Source organism: Sorangium sp. So ce887 (assembly GCF_051521455.1).
Taxonomy (GTDB): Bacteria; Myxococcota_A; Polyangia; order Polyangiales; family Polyangiaceae; genus Sorangium.
The window spans coordinates 6,697,769-6,722,915 of record NZ_CP150354.1 but is presented as its reverse complement, the minus strand read 5'-3'; the positions used below and the strand labels follow the sequence as shown (position 1 = coordinate 6,722,915).

General features: G+C 71.2%; 19 protein-coding genes. 6 read left to right on the top strand and 13 right to left on the bottom strand.

Annotated elements, in window-relative coordinates:
- Positions 1-13 precede the first annotated feature (13 nt).
- The 6 genes from WMF36_RS24770 to WMF36_RS24745 all read right to left on the bottom strand — a co-directional run bounded on the left by WMF36_RS24770 (position 14) and on the right by WMF36_RS24745 (position 8,273).
- Positions 14-778 carry a dienelactone hydrolase family protein gene (locus WMF36_RS24770; protein WP_437573212.1) on the bottom strand — a complete coding sequence of 255 codons (765 nt, stop codon included), beginning with the start codon at positions 776-778 and terminating at the stop codon, positions 14-16.
- Between the two features lie 526 nt (positions 779-1,304).
- Positions 1,305-2,900 (bottom strand): leucine-rich repeat domain-containing protein, encoded by a 1,596-nt coding sequence (locus WMF36_RS24765; protein ID WP_437573211.1) that lies wholly within the window; start codon positions 2,898-2,900, stop codon positions 1,305-1,307.
- A 327-nt stretch (positions 2,901-3,227) separates the two neighbouring features.
- Positions 3,228-4,664, bottom strand: coding sequence for a TolC family protein (locus tag WMF36_RS24760; RefSeq protein WP_437573210.1), 1,437 nt, complete (start codon positions 4,662-4,664; stop codon positions 3,228-3,230).
- Positions 4,665-4,720: 56 nt separating this feature from the next.
- On the bottom strand, positions 4,721-6,778 hold the full coding sequence (locus WMF36_RS24755; RefSeq protein ID WP_437573209.1) for an HlyD family secretion protein: 2,058 nt from the start codon (positions 6,776-6,778) through the stop codon (positions 4,721-4,723).
- Positions 6,779-6,780: 2 nt separating this feature from the next.
- On the bottom strand, positions 6,781-7,473 hold the full coding sequence (locus WMF36_RS24750; protein ID WP_437475831.1) for a DUF4956 domain-containing protein: 693 nt from the start codon (positions 7,471-7,473) through the stop codon (positions 6,781-6,783).
- Entirely contained in the window at positions 7,470-8,273 is an 804-nt protein-coding gene (locus tag WMF36_RS24745) for a polyphosphate polymerase domain-containing protein (protein ID WP_437573208.1), read from the bottom strand. The genes WMF36_RS24750 and WMF36_RS24745 overlap by 4 nt, the downstream gene beginning before the upstream one ends.
- Before the next feature lie 127 nt (positions 8,274-8,400).
- On the opposite strand from WMF36_RS24745, the gene WMF36_RS24740 reads away from it, so the two are divergent.
- Both WMF36_RS24740 and WMF36_RS24735 read left to right on the top strand, forming a co-directional pair.
- The gene (locus WMF36_RS24740) at positions 8,401-9,345 is read left to right on the top strand and encodes a hypothetical protein (RefSeq protein ID WP_437573206.1); all 945 of its coding nucleotides are present in this window, start codon (positions 8,401-8,403) and stop codon (positions 9,343-9,345) included.
- A 418-nt stretch (positions 9,346-9,763) separates the two neighbouring features.
- A complete protein-coding gene (locus WMF36_RS24735) occupies positions 9,764-12,184 on the top strand; it encodes a substrate-binding domain-containing protein (protein WP_437573205.1) in 2,421 nt (806 codons plus the stop codon).
- A 13-nt stretch (positions 12,185-12,197) separates the two neighbouring features.
- Here the strand turns inward: WMF36_RS24735 and WMF36_RS24730 are convergent, their stop codons facing one another.
- Genes WMF36_RS24730 through WMF36_RS24720 form a run of 3 tightly spaced genes read right to left on the bottom strand, consistent with a single transcriptional unit; the run spans position 12,198 to position 15,927 of the window.
- Positions 12,198-13,271, bottom strand: coding sequence for an ABC transporter permease (locus WMF36_RS24730; protein WP_437573204.1), 1,074 nt, complete (start codon positions 13,269-13,271; stop codon positions 12,198-12,200).
- Positions 13,268-14,845, bottom strand: coding sequence for a sugar ABC transporter ATP-binding protein (locus tag WMF36_RS24725; protein WP_437573203.1), 1,578 nt, complete (start codon positions 14,843-14,845; stop codon positions 13,268-13,270). Before WMF36_RS24725 ends, WMF36_RS24730 begins: the two co-directional genes overlap by 4 nt.
- Positions 14,846-14,904: 59 nt before the next feature.
- Positions 14,905-15,927 (bottom strand): sugar-binding protein, encoded by a 1,023-nt coding sequence (locus WMF36_RS24720; RefSeq protein WP_437573202.1) that lies wholly within the window; start codon positions 15,925-15,927, stop codon positions 14,905-14,907.
- A gap of 530 nt (positions 15,928-16,457) precedes the next feature.
- Between WMF36_RS24720 and WMF36_RS24715 the strand changes: the two genes are divergently transcribed.
- Complete coding sequence (locus tag WMF36_RS24715) at positions 16,458-16,982, top strand: hypothetical protein (protein WP_437573201.1); 525 nt, start codon at positions 16,458-16,460, stop codon at positions 16,980-16,982.
- A gap of 196 nt (positions 16,983-17,178) precedes the next feature.
- Here WMF36_RS24715 and WMF36_RS24710 read toward each other — a convergent pair whose 3' ends face one another.
- Positions 17,179-17,769, bottom strand: coding sequence for a hypothetical protein (locus tag WMF36_RS24710; RefSeq protein WP_437573200.1), 591 nt, complete (start codon positions 17,767-17,769; stop codon positions 17,179-17,181).
- 632 nt (positions 17,770-18,401) lie between these two features.
- Here WMF36_RS24710 and WMF36_RS24705 point away from each other — a divergent pair.
- Positions 18,402-19,913: a hypothetical protein gene (locus WMF36_RS24705; protein WP_437573199.1), complete on the top strand. Its 1,512-nt coding sequence runs from the start codon at positions 18,402-18,404 to the stop codon at positions 19,911-19,913.
- Positions 19,914-19,925: 12 nt separating this feature from the next.
- Here the strand turns inward: WMF36_RS24705 and WMF36_RS24700 are convergent, their stop codons facing one another.
- Positions 19,926-20,927, bottom strand: a complete 1,002-nt coding sequence (locus tag WMF36_RS24700) for an STAS domain-containing protein (RefSeq protein WP_437573198.1) — start codon at positions 20,925-20,927, stop codon at positions 19,926-19,928.
- A 260-nt stretch (positions 20,928-21,187) separates the two neighbouring features.
- Here WMF36_RS24700 and WMF36_RS24695 point away from each other — a divergent pair, with 260 nt between their 5' ends.
- Positions 21,188-22,213 (top strand): alpha/beta hydrolase, encoded by a 1,026-nt coding sequence (locus WMF36_RS24695; RefSeq protein WP_437573197.1) that lies wholly within the window; start codon positions 21,188-21,190, stop codon positions 22,211-22,213.
- Positions 22,214-22,502: 289 nt separating this feature from the next.
- Positions 22,503-23,225: an MBL fold metallo-hydrolase gene (locus tag WMF36_RS24690; RefSeq protein WP_437573196.1), complete on the top strand. Its 723-nt coding sequence runs from the start codon at positions 22,503-22,505 to the stop codon at positions 23,223-23,225.
- A 152-nt stretch (positions 23,226-23,377) separates the two neighbouring features.
- Here the strand turns inward: WMF36_RS24690 and WMF36_RS24685 are convergent, their stop codons facing one another.
- Together WMF36_RS24685 and WMF36_RS24680 are read right to left on the bottom strand one after the other, a co-directional pair.
- Complete coding sequence (locus WMF36_RS24685; protein ID WP_437573195.1) at positions 23,378-24,058, bottom strand: universal stress protein; 681 nt, start codon at positions 24,056-24,058, stop codon at positions 23,378-23,380.
- Between the two features lie 203 nt (positions 24,059-24,261).
- Positions 24,262-25,086, bottom strand: a complete 825-nt coding sequence (locus WMF36_RS24680) for an SDR family oxidoreductase (RefSeq protein WP_437573194.1) — start codon at positions 25,084-25,086, stop codon at positions 24,262-24,264.
- Positions 25,087-25,147: the final 61 nt, after the last annotated feature.

The window sequence follows — 25,147 nt, the reverse complement described above, 5'->3', positions numbered from 1 at the left end:
GTTCTCCTCTTCTTCAGCTCTTCGGAGCCGCCGCCTTGAGCGTCGCGTCGAACAGCGCGAGCAACGTCTGGTAGTGGCGCTCGGACGCGGCCTTGTTGTACACCGCTGAATCCGAGGGGACCCAGCCATGCTTCGCGCCTGCATACGTCTCGACCGTGTGCTGTACGCCGGCCTGCTCGAAGGCGTCGCTCAGGCGTTGCTTCTGCTGGTCCGGGAACGACGCGTCCTCGACGGCGCCCGCGACATAGACGCGCGCTCGAATGCGCAGCGCCAGGAGGTGCGGGCTCTCCGGGTCGTCGGTCGCCAGGTTGCCGCCGTGGTAAGACGCAGCCGCGATCACACGGTCGGGAAAATGGCCGGCGGCCGACAGCGACAACCCGCCTCCCATGCAGTAGCCGGTGGTGCCAATCGACAGGGAGCGGACATCGGGCTCGGCTGCCAGGAAGGCGAGGAACGCCTCCGTGTCCGAGCGCACGTTGGCCTTGGTGGCCGTGGCGATGTATTTTTGCTGCCACTGCTTACGAAATTCCGGGTCGCGCGTGAAGGTCTCGGCGTCCGGCGCCTGATAAGGGCCGCCGCGGTAAAACAGATCGGGCAACAGGACGAAGTAGCCGCCCTGCGCGATGCGCTCCCCCAGCTCGAAGAGAGCGGGCCGAATGCCGCGGCCATCCTGGTACACAAGCACCGCGGGCCAGGGACCCTTACCAGCGTCGGGGCGGAAGACGGACGCTTCGGTCTGACCGTCCCGGGTCTTCAACGTGACTGTAGCTCGTGACATCGCTTCCTCTTGCTCAGCTTGCTGAACGTTTGGCGGGCGGGCGGATCATCGGATGGGCGACCAGGAGCGCTGTAGCGCGCACGACCCGCGCGCCACAGCGCCGACGGGTGGCTTCGACCCTCGCCGCCGCGGGAGCGAGCGCGATGACCCGGTAGTCCTTCCGGAGAAAACCCTCGCTGTCGCGTTTGGAGCCGCGGCCAACGTCAAGGAGGGTCGCCTGCGCAGCCGCGGGCGCATCTCGCGATCGACTCTTACTCTGCTCGCCTCGGCTTGGCAAGCACACTTGCCTCGTGCGATGTCGTTCTCTGGCTCGCGGCGATGGCGCCAGTTGTCTCGATGTCTATCCTGCGCCCTGGCCAGCAGCGCTGCTGATCCGTTGCTGCCCGGGAAGCAGCGGATCAGCAGCGGTGGTGGTGAGAACGCCTGCCGCGTGCGCTTTTTGCCATGGGCACGTTATTGGCACGTCCCGTGCTGCCCGAGCTGACCGAGCTGCCCGAGCTGACCGTGCTGACCGTGCTGACCGAGCTCAGGGCGAGCAGGTGCCGGTGCCGTTGTCCTCGTCGAGCACGCTGGAGGGCGGCCAGTCGAGGCGGTCCACGAACGCCTCGATCTCGCAGCTCGGCAAGCTCTCGTTGCCCAGGATCTCCACCCCGCCACTGACCGATCGAGCTCCCAGGCCGCGCAGCGTCGCGAGCGACCGGTTCCCCTTGACGATGAGACTATCGAGCTCCGTCAGGTCCTCGAGTCCGGTCAGCCCGAGCAATGCGTCATTGTCCTGAATTGTGAGCTGGTTCGCGGATCTCAGGCCGCGCAAAGCATCGATGTCGACGAGTGTTTCGTTGCCTTCCAGCGTCACTATCTCGGTCACGCCGTTTCCCTCGCTGAACGAACCGAGCCCGTCGAGGCTGGTGAGGGCGGGGTTACCGGAGATGTCGAGCCCGTTTCGTATGTTGCGGAGACCGCTCAGGGCCTGGAGACTCGTGAGCCGAGGATTGTCGATGATCTCCAGCCGATAGACCTCCGAGAGCTGCTCGAGTCCCGTGAGGCTCACGAGTCCGGAGTTCTGGCCCACGGCGAGGACTGAGATCTCAGGAATGCCGGCGAACCCGGATAGGTCCGAGAGGGAGCCACACTCGGTGACGAACAGCTCCTTCAGGAGTGTTACATCGCCGAGATCTAGGGTGGTGAGCCTGGGGTTGCTCGAGAAGTAAAACGACGGCGGGTCGGCCAGGTCCGAGCGAACGCGCGCGAAGGCGTCGGCGCTCACCAGCTCGGGGTTCGATTCGACAGAGGCTCGCAGGAGACCGCGGAGCGAGGGCAGGCCGTCCAGGCTGACCATGGCTGAATTGCCGCTGACGAGGAGGACGTCGACGGTCTCGAGCGCTGTGAGCCCGGTCAGGTCCACGAGCCGCTCGTTCAACGAGATGTCGATGGCCTTCGCGTGAACGAGGCCGTCGAGGCCTTGCAGCGAGCTCAGCTGCCGATTCTCCCGCAACGTGAGCTCCTGGACGATCGTGAGCCGATCGATGCCTTTCAAGCTGACGAGCTCGTCGCTCTCGGAGATGAGGAGCTCCGTGAGATCCTCGACGGCGCCGAGGCCCGCGAGGCTGGTCAGGGCGTCGTTGTCGACAAGGCTGAGCTCCCCCCGGCGCAGGTTGCGCAGCCCGCCCAGCGTCGCGAGCTGGTCATTGCCCTCGATCCAGAGTACCCCCTCCTGGACGTCTTCGAGGCCTGACAAGGATTCGAGTGAATCGTTGTCGACAACGCGCCACTCGGGGGCGTTCACCCCGACGCCGGCGACGCTCTCGAGGAGCGGGTTTTCACTGATCAGGATACCTCCCTCGACCTCTCGCAGGCTCCGGAGCCCGCTGAGGCGGAGCAGCGAGGAGTTCCGCCTCACCACCAGCTGCGACCCGATGGAGGAGAGGGAGCCGAGACCGTCCAGCTTGGACAACCGCGGAGCGTCGATGATCTGGAGCAGGCCCGTGACGGTCGTTAGACACGCAAGCGGGGACAGGTCGGAGACGTCGCCGCTGATGTAGAGCGTGCCATCGAGCACGGTTACGCCGCGCAGGTCCTCGAGATCCTCCCGGTGAATGACACTCCGAGAGCCCTTGTACACGCGGCTCGGATCGCACCCCTGCTCGGCGCCCCCCGTGCCCGTGACGCTCGCTGGGCCGCCCGAGCTGGGTCCCGTGCCGCCGGCTCCGCCGGCTCCACCAACTCCTGCCGTCGATCCGCCCTCGCCTCCGTCCGCCGGGGGTTCCTGGAAGAGAACGTCGATCCGGTTCCCACAAGCCGGCGCGAACGCAACGGAGGCAAGCACGCCCACCCACCACGGCTTCCGCATGCCGCGAGGCTCGACTCCCTGCGATTCCGCGTCAAGCCGGCCAGGTCCATGCTGGAAGTGCGCGCTGTCCCTGGAACAGGAGGGCCGGAGCCCCGGAGCTCAGCGCCGGTCCGCCGGCCTGCTCGCGTCCAGCGGGCCGCCGACCACGAGGCGCAGCTCGGCCAGCGCCGTCCGGTACTCGCGCACGAGCCGCAGGAGCTTGACCCGCGCGGCGGCGCCCCGCTCCTCCAGGCCGAGCGCGCGCACCCCGTCGATCTGGCGGCTGTCGAGCGCGCGCGCGACCTCGACCCCGGCGCGCTCGACGGCCGGGAGCGCGCGCGCCCTGAACTCCTCGACCAGCGCCCCCGCCGCGCGCGCCTCCCGGAGCCGATCGCGCACCTCGCGCGCGACCCGCTGGACCTCGGCGGCGAGCGTGCGCTGCGCCGCGACCGCCCCGGCGTCCGCGGCGGCGACCTCGCTCGCGTGCGTGTCGAAGAGCGGCAGCTCGATCCCGGCCTCGAACGTCCAGCCCATCGGGTCGCGCGTCGCGGGCGAGAACTCGTAGCCGAACTCGACGAACGAGAACCACGGCCAGCGCAGCGTGCGCGCCAGCGCGCCCTCCGCGCCGGCGGCGTCGAGCTCGGCGGCCGCGAGCGCGATCTCCGGGCGGTTCCTCAGCGCGGCCTCGATCAGCGCGTCCTCGGACGCGAGGGGGACGAGCGGCGCGGTCGCGAGCGGCTCGCCCACGAGGCGCACCGGCGCGGCGGGGTCGAGCCCGACACGATCGAGCAGCGCCGCGAGCACGACCTCGCGGCGCGCGCGCGGCGCCGCGCCGTCCTCCTCGGCCACCGCGGCCGCCAGCGCCGCCATCGCCTCGTCGACGGCGGTCACCTGCGCTACGGCGACCCGCGCCCGCTCCTGGTCCGCGAGGCGGCGGCGCGTCGCGGCGACCGCCCCGAGCGCCTCGAGCTCGGCGTCGAGCAGCAGCACCTCGTCGAACATCCAGCGGACCTCGGCCTCGAGCTCGAGCTCCGCGACGCGTGTCTCCGCGCGCGCGACGTCCACGTCCGCGCGCGCGACGTCCGCGGCCGCGCCGGCCTCACCGGGCCGGGGAGGGCGAATGCGGACGCCCGCCGAGAAGCGCGGCTCGCGGTCGAGCACCTGATCGAGGCGCAGCTGCGAGACGCGGATCTCCGGGTTCCGGTAGGTGCCCGCCGACGCGGCGTCGATCGCCGCCCGGGCCGTGACCTCGCGCGCCCTCATCGACGCGACCGTCCCGCTCTGCTCCCTGGCCATGGCGACCGCCTCGTCCGCGCTCAGCTCGCGCGGCGCGGCGCTGCGCCCCGCCGCGAGACCCGTGCGCGCGCGCGCCTGCGCCTTCGCGGCGCGCGCCTCGCGGTAGAGCGCGATCGCGCGCTCCGACCCCTCGAGCTGCGCGGGCGCCGCGCAGGCCACGAGCGAGAGGCACGCGATGGACGACAGCACCGGCGCGGCGGGCCGCGCTGCCGCGCGCGCAGAGAGGCGGCGAAGCAGGGTGAAAATATAAGTAATTTTCATGCCTTACGGCCTTCGTGGGGATCTCTCCGGGCCGGGCCGGCGCCGCCCTGCGCCGCTCAGCCCTGCCACGGCATCTCGAGGAAGAAAGGCGCCTCGGCGCCGGCGTCGAACACGACGATCAGCTTGCCCGGGGACAGCGCGAGCGAGATCCCCTCCGGCTTCTGGCCGGGAAAGCGCCGCACGAGGCTGGGCGAGAGGACGCCGCCCTCGGGGCGGAGGACGTGGAAGAGCGACCCCGCGGCGCCGTCGGCGGTGGACGGGGTCGAGGCGATCGCGAGCGAGCCGTCCGGGAGGAAGCACAGATCGGAGATCCCCCCCGGCGTGGGCGCGCCGTCGAGCTCGACGTCGACGCGCGCGCGCGCCCAGAGCGAGAGGCCGGCGCCATCGAGGCCCCGCGCCTCGAAGAGCGCGCGCGGCGCGCCGAGCTTCCAGATCAGCGCGTTGCCCTCGGCGTCGAGCGGCGACTTGAGCCCGAAGTAGAGCGCGCCGTCGCGGTAGGCCATGCCCTCGATCTCGAGCGGGCGCGTGCCGCCAGGGAGCCCGAGCTGCGCGAGGGCCGCGGGGCCCGCGGCGTCGAGCAGCTCCGCGAGGTGGGCCTCGGCGTCGACGCGGAAGCCGCGGCCGTCCGGCTTCAGCCGGAGCAGCGCGGTGCGCGCCTTCTTGCGCTTGCCCTTCGCGCTGTAGCCCTGCGACGAGAGCAGGTACACGTCGCCCCCGTCGCCCGCGGTGATCGACTCGATGTCCGCGAGCTCCTTCACGCCGTTCACCGGCACCGGCTCCGGATCGACGGCGCCGGCCGCGGACATCGCGAACAGCCAGGGCACGCCCTCGTCCTTCTCGTCCTTGTGGCCCGTGTCGTCGCTGACGAGGAGGTACCGCGCCTCCGTCGGGCGGGGCAGGATGCCGGACGGCTCGAAGCGCGTCCGCTGCCGCAACGCCGCCGGGACCGTCATGCGGAGCGCGTCGGCGGCCCCGGCCGGCGGCGCCGCCGCGGGCGCGGCCTTCGCCACGGGGGCGGCCGGCGGGCCGGGGGCCGGCGGCGCGGCGGGCGCGCTGCTCGAGCGCTCGAAGGCGACATCGAACGGCTGGCCGGCGAGCAGATCGACCGGGTGATCGAGCGCGATCGTGACCTCGCGGCCCCACACCGGCAGGTTCAGGTCCGTCCAGCAGCGGAGCGGCAGCTGCGTCACCATCGCCCCGACCGTGACGGCTCTGCCCGTGAGCGGCCGCCCGGTCCCGCCGCGCGCCCAGAGCGTCGCGGTGTCGCCCGCCTCGACGTGGAGCACCGAGTGGTCCGGGAGGCAGGCGATGATCTGCCCGCGCGCGTTGGCGATCTCCACGATCGGGTCGCCCGGCACGGCGACGTCGCCAGGCCGCTTGCGCACCGCCGAGACGCGCCCGCCGTGCGTCGCGCGCAGCGTCTGCTGGGCGCGCAGCACCTCGAGCTGCTCGGCGCTCCGCCTCGCCATCGCGAGGTCCGCCTCGATCTTCGCCGTCTCCGGGCTCGCCTGCTGGAGGAGCTTCTTCCGGCGCTCTCCGGCCACCGCGATCTGCGCGCGGAGGAGCTGGATGGTGCGGGGCTTCTCGGTCGCGATCGCGTCGATGCCCGCGCGCTGCACGTCGAGCGAGCCCAGGACGTCGAGGCTCGCCTGCTTGTCCTCGATCAGCCGCTTCACCCGGGAGATCTCGCTGGCCAGCACCTGGCCCTCGGCGCTCGCGATGCGCTGCTCCTCGACCTCGCGCGCGAGCTCGAGCTTCAGGTCCTCGACGCCCGCCTCGAGCTCCAGATCGAGCCGCGCGTGCTCCGCGGGGATCAGCGCCCGGAGGCGCTCCACCTCGGCGCGCGCCACGGCGAGCTCAGCGTCGATCGCGCCGCTGTCGAGCGCGACGAGCACCTGACCCGGCGCCACCTCGTCCCCGACGTCGACCTCGATCGAGGCCACCCGCCCGACCTCGATCGCGGCGACCATCTCGACGTCGGCCTGCGCGAACGCGAAGATCCCGCCGGTCGGGGCGCCGGAGAAGCGCAGCCACGCCGCGAGGCCGAGCGTGCCCAGCATCGTCAGCGCGGGGGTTACGGAGGAGAGCGCGGATCGGATTCGCCAGAGATGCATCACTAGAGGTCCAGCGTCGGCTCCTGGAGCATCAGACTCACGTCCTCCACTCCGGGGAGCGCTTGAAGGCTCGTCACGAGGCGCACCCGCAGGTCGGGGTGGCGCACGCTGATCTGGTAGGCGTGCTCCATGACGGCGCCCTGCGCCGCCTCGCGCAGGGTCACGAGCGAGAAGGAGCCGCAGTGCTCGCGGAGGACGCCCGCGATCGCGCCGCCGAGGTCCGCGCCCGCCGGCCCGGACGGCGCGACGAACCGGAGCAGCCCGTCCGGCTGGCGGCGCGACCCGTAGCCGGTGACGTGGAGCATCAGCGTCGCGCCGGCGAACATCCCCGCCCCGGCGATCGCCGCGCCGTAGGCCTGCGCGCCGCTCGCCATGCCGATGGCGAGCGACGCGAAGACGAACACGACGTCGCGCGGATCGCGCATCGTGGTGCGGAACCGGATCGCGCTGACGCCCCCCGCGATCCCGATGCCGGCCGCGATGTTGTTGCCGACGGCGAGCATCAGCGTGCACGTGATGATGCTGCCCAGCGCCATGCTCTGGACGATGGTCCGCGAGTACGAGAGGCCGCGGAACGTGAGCATGTAGACGCCGGCGATGCCCTGCGTGAGCCCGAAGGCGACGAGGAGAGCGATGAGCGCCCTGCGCCACTCGACGGTCCCGCCTTGCGAGACCGTCGTCAGCCAGTCCATCATAGCTGCGGCCCTCCCTCGATCCGGGCCGCGCGCGCCTCCGGGAGCGTCAGCTGCGCGTTGACGCTGTAGCAGTACTTGGAGAACGAGTGTCGGACGAGCTCGAGGCGCTGCACGAGCGCCACCATCCACGCGGGCGGCCTGCGCTCGAACTTGAGCTCCAGGACGCAGACGGGCTCGTGCGTTTGCGTCTGGACGGGGTGGTCGACAGGGCGCCACCTCCCGGCGGGCGCGTCGAGATCCAGCACTTCCCTGCGCTGGCAGACGACCCTCCGGTCGAACGTGATGCGCGCGTACTTGTCGAGGGTGCTCTCGTAGGCCTCGCGCTCGTAGTCGACGATCACCACGGGCCGGAGATCGTGGCGGTGGAACGCGCTGATGAACCGCTCCGCGTATTTCCGCGGACCCGGCGCGAGCCGCTCCAGCGCGGCGGGGTGGTGGTGCTCGATCAGCTCCCGCCAATCGTCCGCAGGCACGCACGCGCGCGACTTGATGATCACGTCCTGCACGCGCCGCTTCACCTCGAGGAAGACCGGGCTCTTCTTGCCGGGGTAGGTGCGCACCCGCAGCTTGAAGCGGTCCCGCTGCTCACGGGTGTTCGCCCAGAAGAGGTCGAACCCGCGCGTGTCAAAGTAGAGCGAGCGGATGCGGTACGAGCCGTCCTCGTTCGCGTACCGGTCCCTCCGGCCGACAGCGCACGCTGTTTCCCGGATCGCCGGTACGAGCCGCTCCGGGACCAGATATTTGAACTCGTATCTCTCGATGACGTCCAGGATGGCGGCCTCCTCGATCGTCAGGGCCACGTGGGTCGCGCCACCGCGGCGGCGCGAAATTGTTACTGTATGTACGCCATGATGACATAAATTTCACCGGATGTCCGCAAGCGGAATTCTGCACAAGCCCTCGATATCGCCGCGGTATCCCCGCGCGTTGCATTGGAGTCGCAAAGCTACAGTCCGGTGGCTCCTGCAGCCCGCGCTCGCGCTGGCGCTGCTCGCCGCGGGCTGCCGGGGCGCGGGGCCGCCGGCGGGCGTGGCGGTGCGGACCTCGGGCTGCCCCCGCTGCGGCGGGGTCGCGCGGGTCGGCGCGCTGCCGAAGGGCGATCTCGACGAGTGCTCCGGTGTGGTCGCCTCTGCGATGCACGCGGACGCGCTGTACCTCCACAACGACTCGGGCGATGCCCCGCGCTTCTTTGCGATCGGGCTTGACGGCGCGCCGCGGGGCGAGTTCGGGGTGGCGGGCGCGACCGCGGTCGACTGGGAGGGCGTCGCGCGGGGTCCGTGCGGCGCAGGCGGGGGGAGCTGCCTGTTCTTCGGGGACATCGGCGACAACGACCGGGAGCGCGACGGCTATGCGCTCTACGAGGTGAGGGAGCCGGACGCGCTCGGGGGAGCGCCGCGCGCGCTGTCCGCGGAGGCGATCTCGCTCGCGTACCCCGACGGGAGCCACAACGCGGAGACGCTGCTGGTCCACCCGGTCACCGGCGCGTTCACGGTGGTGACGAAGGTGAAGAAGAAGAAGAAGGACAGCGCCCGCATCTACGAGCTATTGGCGCGACCCGCCGCCGGCCGGCCGGCGACGCTCACCGGCGCGGGCCCGATCACGGCGCCCGTGGGCAAGCCGCAATTCACGGGCGGCGACGTGCACCCGGACGGCGCCGGCGTGCTGCTCCGCACGTACTCGCACGTCTTCTTCTATCCGATGGCGCGGGACCAGACCGTGGCGCAGGCGCTGGCCGGGCCGCCCTGCGAGATGCCGGCGGCCGACGAGGACCAGGGGGAGGCGATCGCCTGGGTGCCCGGCGGGTGGGACTACGTGACGATCGGCGAGGGGGACGAGGCGCCGATCCACCGCGTCTCCTGCCAGCCGCCCTGAGCCGAGGTGGCCCTTCATGCGGCCTCGCAGCCGGCGGGGCCCTGGCTCAGGGCGATGAAGCGCTCGTGCGAGGCTGTCTCCTCACGTGGGACGGGGCCATCACGATCTCCACGTCGACGCCGTCGACGACATCGCTCGTTGGAGCGAGCAGTTACCAGATCCCGGAGTACATCCCTCGCGGCGGCCCGTACGTGTTCCTGGGCGGAGCGGGCGACAGTGGCAGCCAGCCCTCTATGTCTATTCCGGCTACGGAGCTCTCTGATTGGATAAAGCGCGAACCAGTTGAAGCTTGATCGGATTCAGGCGAGATCCATGCTGCGGTCGTCGCGAGGCAGAGAGCGATCTTGAAAGAGGCAAGGCGTTTCGCGCCTTGTAAACCAGCTCAGCGCGCCTCGTTACGGCTCCTCGGTACGCCAGCATGCTCAAGGTGCCCGACCTCCTCGCCGTCCTGCAGCAGATCGTGCGGCGGGCCATGGCCATCCTCTCGCGCGCGCCGCGCGGCAGCCTGCTCCTCCGCGAGGGCGACCGCTTCGTGGCGCGCGCGCTGGTCGGGTTCGACGCGCCTCCTGGACACGGTTTGCACATGCCGGTCGCGCCGGTGCTCGCCGGCGACGGGGCCGCGCTCGCCCACGCGACGCCCGAGGCCGTGCGCGGGAGCTACGTCGTCGATGCGCGCGCGTGGTACCGGGCGTACCTGCCCTTCGCGCTCGGGATCGGCGGCGCCGTCCCGGAGGGGGCCGGCATGCTCGTCGCGCCCATCCAGATGTACGGTGAGCCGGTCGGCTACCTCGCCGTCGAGCAGGCGACCCGGGAGCCTCCGGACGAGGCGCGCCTCGCCACGATCGAGGTCCTCGCGGACAGCGCTGGCGACGCGCTGGAGCGCCACCGGCTCTATGACGACAAGGCGAGCTCGGCGCAGGAGATCCGCCTCTTCGAGAAGCTGTTGAACGCGGTGGGCACGACCGTCGAGCTGCACGACCTCATCGAGACCATCGCTCACGGTATCAAGAGCGTGCAGCTCGATCCGGACTGGAGCACCGTCGAGCTGTGGCTGCTCGAGGAAGACAGCCTCGCGCCTGGCCGGGGCGACCGCCGCGCCCGCGTGTACCGGGCGCCGGCGTCGGAGCCGACGACCTACTGGCAGAACATCCGCGCCGGCGCCGACAGCGCCGCGCGGCCCCTGGGCGTCACCGTGGACTACCGGACCGGCCACGGCGGCCAGGGCGAGGGCTCGCAGCGCGCCCTGCTCGACGAGGCGATCCGCCGGCGGGTGTCCGGCATCCTCATCGCGCCCGCCGACCCCGAGAGCGCGGAGGAGGCGTTCCGGCAGGCAGCGGAGGTGGCCATCCCGGTCGTCGTGATCGACACGCCGCCGATCCCGGGCAGCCGGGCGCCGCTCTACATCGGGACGGACAACGTGGCGTCGGGCAGGCTGGCGGCCGAGATGATGAAGCGGCTGCTCCCGGGCGGCGGCGTCGTCGCGGCCCTCGGCGCCGTGGAGCTCGCGCTGGGCGTCCGCGAGCGCGTCGAGGGCTTCTGCGCGGCGGCCCGCGGGTCGAACCTCACGGTGCTGCCGACCCTCGCGTGCGACTGGGATCTGGCGGCCGGCACGCGGCTCGCGACGGCGGCGCTCGAGGCGCGGCCCGACGTGGCCGGCGCCTTCGGGGCCGCCGCCGACAACGGGCCGTCCTGGGGGCTCTCGGCGCGGGCCCTCGGCAGGGCCGGAGAGCTGAAGGTCGTCGGGTTCGATCTCATGGCCGGCACGGTCGCCCTGCTCCGGCAGGGCGCGATCCACGCGACGATCGTCCAGCGCGAGCACGACATGGGCTTCCGCGCCGTCGAGGTCATCCACCGGATGATCACGCAGGGCATCGAGCCGACCCTCGCCGAGCTGCCGCCCTCGCGCGTCGTCCACACCGGCGTCGATTGCGTCACCCTCGAGCGGACGCCGTGGTCCACGACGCTGAGCGACTATCTCACGCTCGACGCGGCCCGCCGCGTCGCCGTCGGGCAGGGCGGTCGGGGCCCGTCGGTCGCTCCTGCGCTGGAGATCCTGCTGATCGGGTTCCCGCCCCCCTCGCGCTCCGTCATCGAGGACCAGGTCTCGATCCCGGCGGGCTCTCTCGTGGCCCGCGCGATCGAGGCGGGCAGCCCGCTCGTGATCGATCCTGCCGAGGGCGAGGCGCGCGCGGACGCCGCCCTGCCTCCTACCCACGCCGGTGCGCGCACCGCCGTCGCCTTGCCCCTGCAGGTCCGGGGCACCGTCCTGGGCGCCCTCGTCCTGAGCAGCCGTCACAGCGGAGCGTGCCGGCAGGGCGACGTGTCATTCCTGGTCCGCGTCGCCGGCACGGTGGCGGTCGGCGTCGAGAACGCCCGGCTGTTCCGCCGCATCTCCGAGCGGAGCGCGGCGCTCGAGCGCGCCAACGAGCAGCAGGCGGCGATGCTCCAGACGATCCGCCAGCTCTCGAGCCCCGTCGTGCCGATCGCGGACGGCATCCTGGTGATGCCCGTGGTGGGCGTCATGGACGCCGAGCGCTCCGGCGACTTCATCGAGTCGATGCTCCGCGCGATCGACGCTCAGCGCGCGCGCGTCGTGCTGATCGACGTCACCGGGATGGCGGTCGTGGACGCGTCGGCGGCGTCGCAGCTCGTGAAGGCGGCGCAGGCGGCCGCGCTGCTCGGCGCCGAGGCGGTGCTCGTCGGCATGAGGCCGGAGGCCGCGCAGATGATGGTCGCTCAGGGCCTGGACGTCGGCGCGATGGTGACGCAGGCGAACCTGGCGCGCGGCTTCCGCTACGCGCTCGCGAGGGCGCGCCGCCGCACGGCGACGCGCGGCTGATCCCGGCGGGCGGCTACCCGGCGCCGGCGGTGGGGGGCGCCTCGAGCGAGCTCGGCGGCGCGGCGCTCGCCGCGGCGGTGCGCCGCACGCGCCGCTGCTCCTGGACGATGTGCACAACCTGGTCGAAGACGACCGCGACGAGGATGACCGCGCCGATGATGATGAACGTCCAGTTCGGGTCGAGGCGCCAGATGCGCCGGACGCCGCCGTCGCTGTAGCGGACCTGGAACATGTTGATGCCGTTGTCGATGACCCGCATGATCGCCGCGCCGATGAGGATCCCGAGCGCGCTGCCCTCGCCGCCGCGCAGCGAGCAGCCGCCGAGCACGGCGCCGGCGATCGCGTAGAGCTCGTAGCCCATGCCGACCTGCTGCGACATCTGGCCGATGTAGGACGCGTAGCAGACGCCGGCGATGCCGCCCGTCGCCGACGAGATGACGTACGTGAGGACCTCCACCCGGTTCACGTTGATGCCCGAGTACTCGGCGGCCTCGCGGTTGCCGCCGAGCGCGAACATGTAGCGCCCGAGCACGGTGAAATGCAGGACGTAGGCGCCGGCCGCGAGGACGGCGAGGAAGATGACGACCGGGTAAGGGATCAGCGCGTCGCCGCCGACGTGCAGGAGCCCGCCGTTGGCGAGGCGGAGGAACGGCGAGTCGCCGAAGCTCAGCGTGCCGCCCTCCGCCACCGCCTGCGACAGGCCGCGGACGAGCAGCATGCCGCCGAGCGTGACGACGAACGGCTGCAGCTTGAGCCGCGTGATCAGGAGCCCCTGCGCGAGCCCCACAAGCACCGCGGCGGCGAGCGCCACCGGCACGCCGACCCAGAGCGGGTAGCCGAGGCACCCCATCCCGGACGACGAGAGCTTGGCGAGCAGGACGCCCGTGAGGCCGATGACCGAGCCGATCGACAGGTCGATGCCGCCGGTGATGATGACGAGCCCCATGCCCAGGGCGAAGATGCCGAGCATCGAGATCTGCCGGGCGGTGTTGACGACGTTGGACTGTCCGAGGAAGTCGGGGTTCGAGATCCAGAGCCCCGCGCACATCACGACGAGCACGAGGCTCATACCCAGCTCACGCTTCATACCGCCACCTCGCCTCCCGTGACTCCCGTGACTCCCGTGACTCCCGTGACTTCCGCGCTCCCCGTCATCACCGCGGCGATGCGCTCCTGGGTCAGCCCCTCGCGCGGGAGCACGCCCCTGATCCGCCGCTCGTGCATGACGACGACGCGATCGCTCATGCCGAGGATCTCCTCCATGTCGGAGCTGACCATCAGGAGGGTCATCCCCTCGTCGACCAGCGCGGCCATGTGCCGGTAGATCTCGGCCTTGGTGCCCACGTCGATGCCCCGGGTCGGCTCGTCCAGGATGAGGATGCGGGGGCTCATCGACAGCCATTTCCCGAGGACGACCTTCTGCTGGTTGCCGCCGGAGAGGTTCACCGCCCGCTGGTCGAGCGTCGGCGTCTTGATGCGGAGCCGAGCGACCTCGTCGCGCGCCGCGCGGCGCTCGGCCTCGCGGCGGAGCCACCCCCAGCGGCTGTAGCGGGCGAGGCTCGGCAGCGACGTGTTCTCGACGAGCGTCATCGGGAGCACGAGCCCGTGCCGCTTGCGATCCTCGGGCGCGAGGCACACGCCGCGGTCGATGGCGTCGCGCGTCGAGCGCGGCAGGTAGGGCGCTCCCCCGAGCGTCATCGCGCCGCCGAGCGCCCGGGTCGCCCCGAAGATCGCCTGCATCAGCTCGGTGCGCCCCGAGCCGACGAGCCCCGCGAACCCGAGGACCTCCCCGGCGAGCGCGGTGAAGCTCACGCCCGCGGGGGCGCCGGGCACGAGGAGGTCGCTCACCACGAGCACGGGCTCGCGCGGCGGGCGCTCGCGCTTCTCCGGGAAGTAGCGTCCGCTGAGCTCCCGCCCGACCATCATCGTGACGATCCTGTCGTGCGTCGCCTCGGCCCGCGGGAGGTCGCCGACGTGCCTGCCGTCGCGCAGCACGGCGATCCGGTCGGCGAGGCTCATCACGTCGTCCATGCGGTGGGAGATGTAGATGATGCCGATCCCGCCTTCGCGGAGCTTGCGGACGATCGCGAAGAGCTCCCGCGACTCGCCCGCGGTGAGCGATGACGTCGGCTCGTCCATGATGATGATCCGCGCGTTCACCGAGAGCGCCTTGGCGATCTCGACCATCTGCATCTGCCCCGCGGTGAGCGCCGAGACGGGCGTGGCCTGTGGCAGCGAGAGGCCGACGCGCCTCATCAGCGCCGCCGCCCTCGTGCTCAGCTCCTCGCGCCGCAGCGGGACCAGCAGGCGGCCGCTCGACCCCTCGTTGCCGAGGAAGATGTTCGCGGCGATATCGAGGTTCGGCGCGAGCATCAGCTCCTGATGGATCAGCGCGACGCCGAGGCGCCTGGCCTCGCGCACCCCGCGCAGCGCGACGGGCGCCCCGTCGATGACGATCTGCCCCTCGTCGGGGGCGCACGCCCCGCCGAGGATCTTCATGAGCGTGCTCTTGCCCGCGCCGTTCTCTCCCACGACCGCGAGCACCTCGCCGGCGCGCAGGGAGAGAGAGACGCCGGCCAGCGCGGTGACGCCCGGGAAGCGCTTGACGATCCCGCGCATCGCGAGCAGGGGGACGGGGGGAGAATCGGGGGTGAGCGTCATCCGCAGGAGCGAGCGCTCGAGCGCGGAGGTGGCCGTCGCTCGAGCCGCCGGGGGACGGGCTACTTCTTCAGCTCGACGAGCCTGGCCTTGAAGTCCGTGACGTTTTGCTTGTTGATCACGTCGACGCCGGTGTCGACCATCTTGTTCGGGGGAATGGCGGCGATGGCCGCGTCGCCCTTGGTGGCGAGGTCGTGCATCCACTTGCTCGACAGGTAACCGAACTGGAACGGCTTCTGCACGACGGTGCAGGCGACGGTGTCGTTCTCGATGCCGCTGAGCGTCGCGTCCTCTTCATCGAACACGGCCGGGATGACCTTGCCTTTCTTCCCGAGCGCCTCGACGGCGGCGACGATGGCCGGCCCGTTGTACGACCAGAGGCCCGTCGCGACGTTGAGGTCCGGGTGGGCGTTGAGGATGTCCTCCACGTTCGCGCGCGCCTTGGCGCGATCGCCGTTGTCCTCGCGCTTGTCGACGATCTGGATGTTGTGGGGGGTGACCGCGTCGTGGATGCCCTTGAGGCGCTGGGTGGCGTTGTCGACGGCGAACATGCCGACGAAGACGGCCATCTTCCCGCCGTTCGGCAGGAGCTTCACGATCTCGTTGCCGAGCGCCTTGCCGGCCTCGTAGTTGTTCGTGCCGATGTAGAGCAGCCGGTTCGACTTCGGAGCGTCGGAGTCGAACGTGATCAGCTTGACCTTCTCGGCGACCTTGTTGAGCACGGCCACCTGATCGTTCGGCGCGAGGACGGTCACGCCGATGGCGTCGTAGCCCTGGCTGGCGAGGCTCTCGAGGATCTGGTTCTGCTCCTCGGGTGTGCCGTTGGGCGGCATCTTGATGTCAACTTGAATCTTGGCCTCTTGCTCGTACTTGTGGACGCCGGCCAGCGCGATCTTCCAGAACTCGCTGGAGCCGCTCGTCACGAACGCCAGCTTGACGACCTTGGCCGTGTTTTGGCTGACCTTGCTGTTGCCGTTGTCGACGACCTCGCCCCCACCTCCCTGATCGCAGCCTGCGATCCACGCCATCGACAGCATGGCGAACGCTGCACACGCGAGCTTCCAGAGACCCTTGTGATGTTTCACGGCAGTTCTCCTCGGTTCGTCCGCGACAAGCGCGCGTCGAGACGATGCCGCTGAACCGCGACATCGGTGATACCCCGAGGCGATGCTAGCGACTCACCGCGACGATGTCGCGCCTCGTCTGGACGACCCAGGCGGAATGTTCGGGCGGAAGCGCCGGGCCATCAGGCGCGGCAGAGACGAGGCGTGCGCGAGCCGCCTGCCCCGCAGAACAACCGATGACGGGCGCTCGCGGTGTGCGATGCGGTACGGCGATTTCAGGGCGCACGTCACCTCCTTGTGCGGGCGCCGCTGAGGATGTGTCCGCAAGGCGGCGACGTCGTGCGCCCGAGGCGCACCGGGGGCCGTGTCGGGATCGCGCGGATACGCAGTCGCCGGATGGGGAGGTGGAGGGGAATAGGGTAGGTAGAGGGGGAGGGGAATAGGGGAGGGGAATAGGGGAGGTGGAGGGGAACGGGAGTGAGAGTGAGAACGGAAGTTGTTGTGGAAGTTGTGGTTGGCGCCGCGAGGGAAACGCCCTAGAATCACGGATCGTGTTAACACCCAAGCAGGCGCAGAGTGCTTCTTTGTTCCTCTGCGTGACGTTCTTCCCGAACGAGCGGCTGTCCACGGCGGTCTTGCGGCTGGTGTCCAGCTTTTGCGGCCAGGTGCTGGACGACGCGAATGTGAGCTCGCGGTTCTACATGGCCGCGCACGAGCTCGCCGAGAACATCACCAAGTACTCCTCCGGCTCTCGCGTGAGCCTCGAGCTCGCGCTGGAGGAGGACCAGAGCTCGCAGGTCATGAAGATCCGCGCGCGGAACGAGGCGTCGCCCGAGCGCCTGCGCGAGGTCGAGAGGCAGCTCATCGCGCTGAAAGCCGCGAGCGACCCGGTGAAGCACTACGACCAGCTCATCACGGAGACGGCGATGATCGAGGGGATCTCGGGCCTGGGCCTCGCGCGCGTCCGGGCCGAGGGCGGGCTCGACATGGACTACACGATCGAGGGAAACGAGCTGACGATCATCGCGCACGCGCCGATCGGGCGATGGGAAGCAGAGGAGCGGGTTGAAGCTTGAGCCCGCCCTCGGCCGAGCTATCAAGCCGATGAAACCTGTACGATCCGCCCTGCTCCCTGCCGTCCTGCCGACGGTCGTCAAGCGCCCGCGGTAGAACGGCAGGGCGCTGGGCGGGCGACGAGACAAGGTTGGGCGCTCGAGACCGGCCTCATGGGCCCCCCTCGCGCGATCACGACATCCTGGTCCGCTGGTGGCCTCAATGGCAGGCCCTCTTGAGCCCGCGATACGTGACGCGCTGCTGGCAGAGGAGATTGCAGCTGCCGACGGGGCCTGGCTCACCGCACGCGACGTCCTCCAGCAGGTACACGTTGGATGCGTCCTGACAGGGCCCGCCGGACTCGCAGCGGACCGCGGGGATCTGCGGCTCGTCATGACCGCTGCAGTCATAATCGAAGCCGCCCCCGGGGCGGACAGGCGTGTCATGGAACGTATTCGGCTGGTCGGGGTGGACCTGCGCATGGTCGTCGTCGCAATCGGTGCCGCCGTCGCACGTGATCGACGGATAGCCGTCCTTGTCCGCGTCGCAGTCGACGATCCCGCCGCCGCTCCCGCCCGCGCCCGATGTCGCCCCGCCGCCGCTCGAGGTCGAGAGCGCCCCGCCGCTCCCGCCGCCGCCGGACGCCGCCGCGCCCCCGCCACCCGCCGCGTCCGACACCGCGGAGGCGCCCGCGCCGCCGCCACCAGAGCTCGCCTGCTCGGTGAAGACGGCGTCGGGGAAGCTGCACCCCGCGCTCAGCGCGGCAGTCGCAGCGGGCAGAGCGACGAGCGCGAAATATCGATGAGGCAAGGGCATCCCTGCATGGTCGGCAGGGTTCCCTCCCGCGTCAACCGTCCGTCGAGATGTGCAGTGCGGCAGTCCGGTCTCAGCCCCTCAGGTACCGCGCGGAAGTGTCGCAGCGGCTCTGCTCGGCGCGCCGGGGGCGCCGCGGCGGAAGGTGGACGACCCTTCGGCCTGACGGTGACGCGGGATCGCCGGCCAGGCGCGCGGCAGGTCGCAGAGGCTGTCTCCATGGCCCCCGTCGACGCCGAGCGCGTCTCGACGCCCACGGTCGCTGTGTCCCGACGGCGACGGTTCCGGTGCGCGAATCATGAAAGAAACGGCGCCGACGGGATGCGGCGTACGGCACGCGGGTTGCTGGCGCGCGCCGCAGCATGAACGGTGGCGAGCGTCTTCGAGAGGGGAGTCCGGCTCCGGGCACGTTCGGGCCGCGTCTGGGCCGGAATCTGGTCGCTCTTGGGCTCAGCCTGTGCGCGTGCGGGCCGGCAGCGAGCGCTCCCTCGCAGATCCCACGAAAAGCCGGAGCGCTCGGGCCGGCTGAAGCGGCCGCTCCGAGCGCGGCTGCGCCTGGGGCAGAGAGAGCGTCGCCTCTCGATGCGGTCGTGGCTGTCACGCCGTCTCGCGGCGCGGCTGCGGTCCCCGTGCTCGAATGGCAGCTTGGAGAGTACGCCGCGCGACCCGAGCCGCTCACGCCGGCGCGCACGGAGGCCGAGCTCGGCTGCGAGGCCATGGCGGCGGACGCCGCGAATCCGCCGCTCTGGGTGATCGAGGTGCCGAAGCCCCTGCGGCTGTGGGCCAGCACGGGGCCGTTCCCGTCGCCGGAGCTGACGACGACGCGCGCGCTGATCAGCGTGCAGGCGATGTCCGATACCGGCCCAGGGGACGTGCTGGCGTGTGGCCCGGCGCTGTCGGTGGAGCTCGCGCCGGGCAGGTATGCCCTGCGGGGCCGGGTTCGCTCGGCGCAGTACACCGAGTCAGGCGTGCCTCCAGGCATCGATGGGTTCGCGTACCGGATCAGCGAGCTCGCCGATCGCGCCTGTCCGACGGACCTCGCGACCCGCGGTATTCACGATTGGGACGGCCAGTTCCCGTTCACGGTGGACACCGATCTGGATCTGAACGCCGACGGCAAGCGGGACGTCCGGGTCGAGTACCAACCGGGCTTCATGAATCCCGGCACGCGGCTGCTGGTGAAGGAGGAATACCCGCGCTGCCTGCGGGTGGTGGCCGATTTGCCCGCGCGACTGCGCCCGCTTCCGACGAGGAAGCACGGCTTTTCGGATCTACGTCTCGGCTTCTGGCGGCTCCATCCCGTGGATGGCTTCGGCGGGCGCATGGTGATCGAGTACGACGGCAAGTACGACGCTTCCACGTCGGCCTACGACGTGAATCGATTCGTCCGCTGTCGCGATGGCTATCCAGGCGAATCGCCGGCGGCGGACCGCGAGCGCGAGCGGCTCTGCGAGCGGTGGTTGCGGAGCAACGACGACAGCGCCGTGCCCTATGAGCTCGTCGAGCGCTGGCTCGGCGTGCCGGCGTATCGAGACAGGCTGGAGAACCCGACCGAGCTCGCAGGGACGCGGGCGACGGCGCTGCTGCGGGCGCTCGACGCCGAGGGGGTCCGCTGGCAGTACGGCGCCGTCCGGGCGTGCGAGCCCCGCGCTGGAGAGCGCGCGTGGGTCTTCGGTCTTGAGCTCCACGCGGAGCACGATCCGCCGCAGGCGTGGAGCCGAGAGGCCTTCGTCGTCGTCCGGCAGCCCCGCGGGCAGCCCGCCCGCGTGAGCGCGGTGCTCGACGCCTCACCGTGCCCGCTGGCCGATGTGCCGAGCGACCTCGAGTCGTTCGTCGATGCCTGGCTCGAGAAGCCCTGGACCGAAGCCAGGTCCGCGGCGAGCGGCTCGCCCGGGCTGAGGGCTCAGCACCTGCGCCTGCAGCGCGCCCGTGCCGCGGAGCGCATCGAGCTCGCCGACGTGTCCGGTTGCGCCACGCCGCCGCACGCCCCCGCGTGGCTATGGACCGCTCGGATCCCGGCGCCGCCGGCGCTCGCCGAGTACATGAGCAGCACGCCCACCTACCTCGTCATCAGGCGATCTGCCGGAGGCTTCGTGGTGGACAGCAGCACAGAAGTCCGCCCGCCGCACTGCTCGTCGTAGCTGGAGGAGCGCTCACCGCCTGCGGGGAGGAGCCTCTCCAAGGGCCTTTGCTCCCGACCGCGGCGCCTCTCCCCGTGGGTCTCGCTCCGGCGCCGGCGCGCGCGTCGCGGCTACCGTGCGCCTTTGAGCCGCCCCGCGGCGGCCGGAGAGGGCCCGGGTCAGCCCTTCGGCCAGCGTCGCCGCGGTGTCGAGGCCGCCGAGCTCGATGTCGAGCTCGACAAGGGTCCGCGCCAGCGCGGGCGAGACGCCCACGAGCGTGCAAGACGCGCCGAGGAGCCGCGCCGCGGAGGCCGCCCTGACGAGCTGCGCGGCGGCCCGGGCGTCGAGCGCCGGCACGCCGGTGATGTCGAGCAGCACCTCCGCCGCCTGCTGCGCGGCGATCGCCTCGAGCAAGCGCTCCAGGAGCGCGCCGGCCCGCACGTCGTCGATCATGCCCACGATGGGGAGGCAGAGCACGCCGTCCGCGACGCGGATCACCGGGACGCTCATCGCCTGGATCGCGTCCCGCTGCGCCGCGATCAGCCGCACCGTCTCCTCGAGCTCCCGGTTCCGCGCCTCCAGCGACGCCTGGAGCGCCCGCTGATCCTCGATCAGGGCCTCGTACTTGTGCTGGATCTCGGCCGCCTCCGGGACAGCGAACTGGATCATCACGCCCTCGAAGCCGTCCTCGGCGTCGCGCACCGGCACGCCGAAGGAGCAGACCCACACGGATCCGCCGGCCCTGCCCGTGAGCTCCTCGACAGCGTCGGTATCGTAGCTGATCGGCGGTATCGTGACCTCCTCGCCGCGGAAGAACCGCTCGACGTGCGGCATGATGCCGTTCTCGACGAGCTGCGGGTCCTCCAGCATGTTGTAGTTCATTTGCAAGAAGACCTCGGCCGGGGCCCGCCAGAGCGCCTCCCATCCGGGATTGACCTGCTGCGTCCTGCCGACGGGGCGGTGGGTCGACACGCTGAGGCAGCGCGCCGCCATCAGCGCCCGCCACCTGCGCGCGTCCGCCCGCAACGCTTCCATTTCGCGCTCCATCGCCTCCACGCGGCGAGCCAGCTGAACGCGGTCCTCGTCCCCCTCGTTGCGCATACGACGGAGTGTTCCCGAGCGGCGCCGTGCTGTCCAGCGTCGCACCGGGCGAGCGTCAGGCAGCCGACATCAACGGAGCGCCGCGACGACGAGCGCGGCCGGGCGGCGCTCGCGGTCAGCGGTCCGCCGAACCATCGCGTGACGGCGCGCACCGCGCTCCCGCGCCTCATCGATCCAGGCTATCCTCCGCGGCCATGCAACCCTGGTCGATCGGATGGAAAGGCGCCCTCCGCGAGCACGTGTTTTCGAGCAGAGCGCTGGAGGGAAACGCGCTCGGCGACCCCAGCGAGCGGCCCCTCTGGGTCTATCTGCCGCCCGGTTACGACGACGCGCCCGACCGTCGGTACCCTTCCGTGTACATGCTCCAGGGCCTCACCGGCCAGCTCGATATGTGGAGGAACCGCATGCCGTTCCGCAAGACCTTCCCGGAGCTCGTGGACGAGCTCTTCGCCGGGGGCGGCGCGCCGCCGTGCATCGTGGTCTGGGTCGACTGCTGGACGAGCCTCGGCGGCAGCCAGTTCATCGACTCGCCGGCCACGGGCCGGTACCACACGTATCTTTGCGACGAGATCGTCCCCTGGGTCGACAGCACCTACCGCACCCTGGCGCGCCGCGAGCACCGCGGCGTCGCCGGCAAGTCGAGCGGCGGTTACGGCGCCATGGTCACCCCCATGCTGCGGCCCGATCTCTGGGGCGGCCTCGCCACGCACGCGGGCGACGCGCTGTTCGAGGTCTGCTACCTGCCCGAGTTCCGGACGGTCGCGCGCACGCTGCGCGATCGCTATCAGGGCTCGTTCGAGCGCTTCTGGGCCGATTTCCGCGGCCGCCCCGCCCTGGCGAACGACTCGGACGCGGAGCTCCTCGACACCTATTGCATGGCCGCGTGCTACTCGGCCGACCCGGACGGCGCCGTGCGCCTGCCGATGGATACGAGCACGGGCGCGTTGATCCCGGAGGTCTGGGAGCGCTGGCTGGCCTGGGATCCGGTCCGGATGGTGCCCAGGCACGCGGACGCCCTGCGGAGCCTGAGGGCCATCTACATCGACTCTGGCACCCGCGACGAGTATTATCTCGATCTGGGCGCCGAGGCGTTCCGCCGTGCGCTCGCCGGCATCGGCGTGACCGACGTGCGCTTCGAGCTGTTCGACGCGACGCACAAGGCCATCGAGTACAGGTATCCGCTCGCCCTGGCTTACCTCGCCGGGCGGCTCTCGCCCTGACCTGCCGGCCGGCCCGGCGGCGTTCACGGCTCCTGGATTTTCGACAGCGAGCCCCGCGCGGCGTCCTTTCATCTGGTTTTCAATTCGCATCATGGAAGCAAGTCGGGCCGACACGAGAAAATATCACGTTCCCTTACAAATGATTTCCTGCTGAACTGTTCTTCGCGACGGCATCCCACACACACCGCGTCGGCGGATTCATGCCTGCGCTTGCAGCCTGCGCGCGGCGGCGCGATCGGTGGCAGGTGCGGAACGGCGCCTGGCGCGGCTTGAGAGAGAGGAGGAGCAGATGACGGATTCGTCGATGGAGGCTCGGGTCACCGAGGTGGCTGATGGGATTTACCAGCTCCACACCCCGGTGGGGACCGGCAATGCGGCGTTCTCGTTCAACCAGTATCTCCTTGTCGACGACGCGCCGCTGCTCTTCCACACCGGCTCGCGCCGCCTCTTCCCGGCGGTGCGCGCGGCGATCGCGCGGGTGATGCCGGTCGAGCGGCTTCGTTACGTGGCGTTCTCCCACTGCGAGTCGGACGAGTGCGGCGCCATGAACGAGCTGCTCGACGCCGCCCCGCAGGCGGTGCCGGTGTGCGGGCGGATCGCCGCGATGGTCGACGCGGACATGTTCGACCGCGCGCCGCGGGCGCTCCAGGACGGCGAGGTCCTCGATCTGGGCGGGCGGCGGGTGCGCTGGCTCGACGCGCCCCACCTGCCGCACGGCTGGGAGTGCGGCTACCTGTTCGAGGAGTCCACCGCCACGCTGCTCTGTGGCGATCTCTTCACGCAGCCCGGCGCCGACCACCCCGCGCTTACGCGCGACGACATCCTCGAGCCGAGCGAGGCCATGCGCCGGGCGATGGATTATTACGCACACGGCCGCGATGCGCCCCAGCTCCTCGAGAAGCTCGCGGCCACGTCCCCCCGCATGCTCGCCTGCATGCACGGCCGGGCGTACGAGGGCGACGGGGCTGCGCTCCTGCGCGAGCTCGCTCGCGCGCTCGTCGGCGCGACGTGAAGCACCATGGCGCTCGGGGCCGCGGGCGCGGCGAGCGTTCAGCTCAGGTCGGGCTCGGGCTCTGCCTGCGCCTTTCGCCTGGCGCTGGCAGAGCGGGCGAACGGTGCTCCAGATCTGCCTTTCGCCGGCACGTAACGTCGCCTCACGCAACGTCAGGTCGAGAACCCCCAGGGCCTCATCGCGCGCCGCACCGTCCGCGTCGTCTCGGCACCGGAGTAAACGTGCGTGTGGAGATGGCCCTGGTGGCGCTCGCACCACAGGTTCGCTCCGCCGCTCCGGTTGCGCGCCGCGAGGCAATCCGGGCAGGGCGGCTCGATCTCCGGCACGCGCCAGGAGTCGTCGTGGTGCTTGTCGCGCACGACGCAGACAGGGCACCCCGCGGTCCGCACGACGCGCTCGGCGACCGAGCCGAGCAGGACGCGCTTCACGCCGGTGCGCCCGTGCGTGCCCATCACGATGAGATCCGCGTCGACGTGCGCCGCGAGCCAGACGATCTCCCGGGCCGGATCGCCCGTGAGGAGGTGCGTGACCACGCGCTCGACGTGCGCGGGCCGCGACGGCACGGCGAACTCGTTGACGACGCTTGTCGCGAGCTCCTGGAGCCGCTGCGCGGCGTCCGCGGCGCTCGAGGTCCGGGCGAGGCCCTGCAAGCTCAGCATCTCCGGCTGGCTGTCCGCCACGGACACCACGTGTACCTCGCCGCCCGTCTCCTCCGCGTTCGCCAGCCACAGCGCGCGGAGGAGCACGCCCCGGCTCGCGGGAGAGAGATCCACGGCCGCAAGGACGTTGAACGGCCTCGTGTCGCTCGAAATGCTCGAAGAATTCGATTCCATGGCTTTCTCCCCTGAGATGTCCTCGTGTGTGTTCGTGATCGAGACGCAAGGAGCGTGCCTCTCGCCGTCTCCGCGCCAGCACGCCGCGAGGAGCAGCTCGGGACGCAGCGGATGCGCCGGCCAGCGCACGTGATGCGTGGGATGCCAGGAGGTGCCGAATCGGGGCGGAAGCGGGCGAGCCCCACGCCGCCCGCCGGGGGCGCTCAGCCCGCCGCCGGGCCGGCCTTCCGCTGCGCGCTGTCGCAGACCCAGCGGACCACGCCCGGGAGCACCCCCTGCGCGATCGCGCCCACGCGCGAGCCGAGGTCGGGGTAGATCTCGAACCGGCCGCGCGCCATGCCCTCGGCCATGCTGCGCGCCACCGCGTCCGGCTCCAGCGTCTTCACTTTGCCCGCGATGGCCTTGGTCTCCGCGGGTTTGTACCGGTTCTCGAACGCGAGCTGCGGCGTGTCGGTGTCGGGCGGCATGCACACGCTCACGCGGACGCCGTGCGGCCACATCTCCGCGCGAAGCGACTGCGAGAAGCCGATCAGCGCGAACTTGCTCGCAGCGTACGGCGTGTAGCCGTAGATGCCGACCACGCCCGCCAGCGACGAGACGTTGAGCACATGGCCGCTGCCGCGCGCCACCATCGCCGGCAGCACCGCCTTGCACAGGTGGACGGCGCCGAAGAAGTTCACGTCCATCATGCCGCGGAACTCCTCGATCGGCAGCTCGAGGAAGCGCCCCGGCATCACGATGCCCGCGTTGTTCACGAGGTGATCGATCGGGCGCTCGGCGAGCCGCGACTCCATCGCCCGCGCGACGTCCTCCGCACGGCTGATGTCGAGCTCCAGGACGTCGACCCGCGCCGACGGGTGCTCCCGCCGGATGCCCACCGCCGCCTCGTCGAGGAGGGCGCGGCGGCGCGCGACAAGCGTCACCGCGGCGCCGTAGCCGGCGACCAGGCGCGCGAACGACAGCCCGATGCCGCTCGATCCGCCGGTGACGAGAACGCTCTTGCCCTGGAAGTAAGTTCGGGTGTCCATCGGCGGCGGAACCTACCCCAGGAGAGCGTCAGGCGCGAGACGCTCGTGCGGGGCCCGCCTC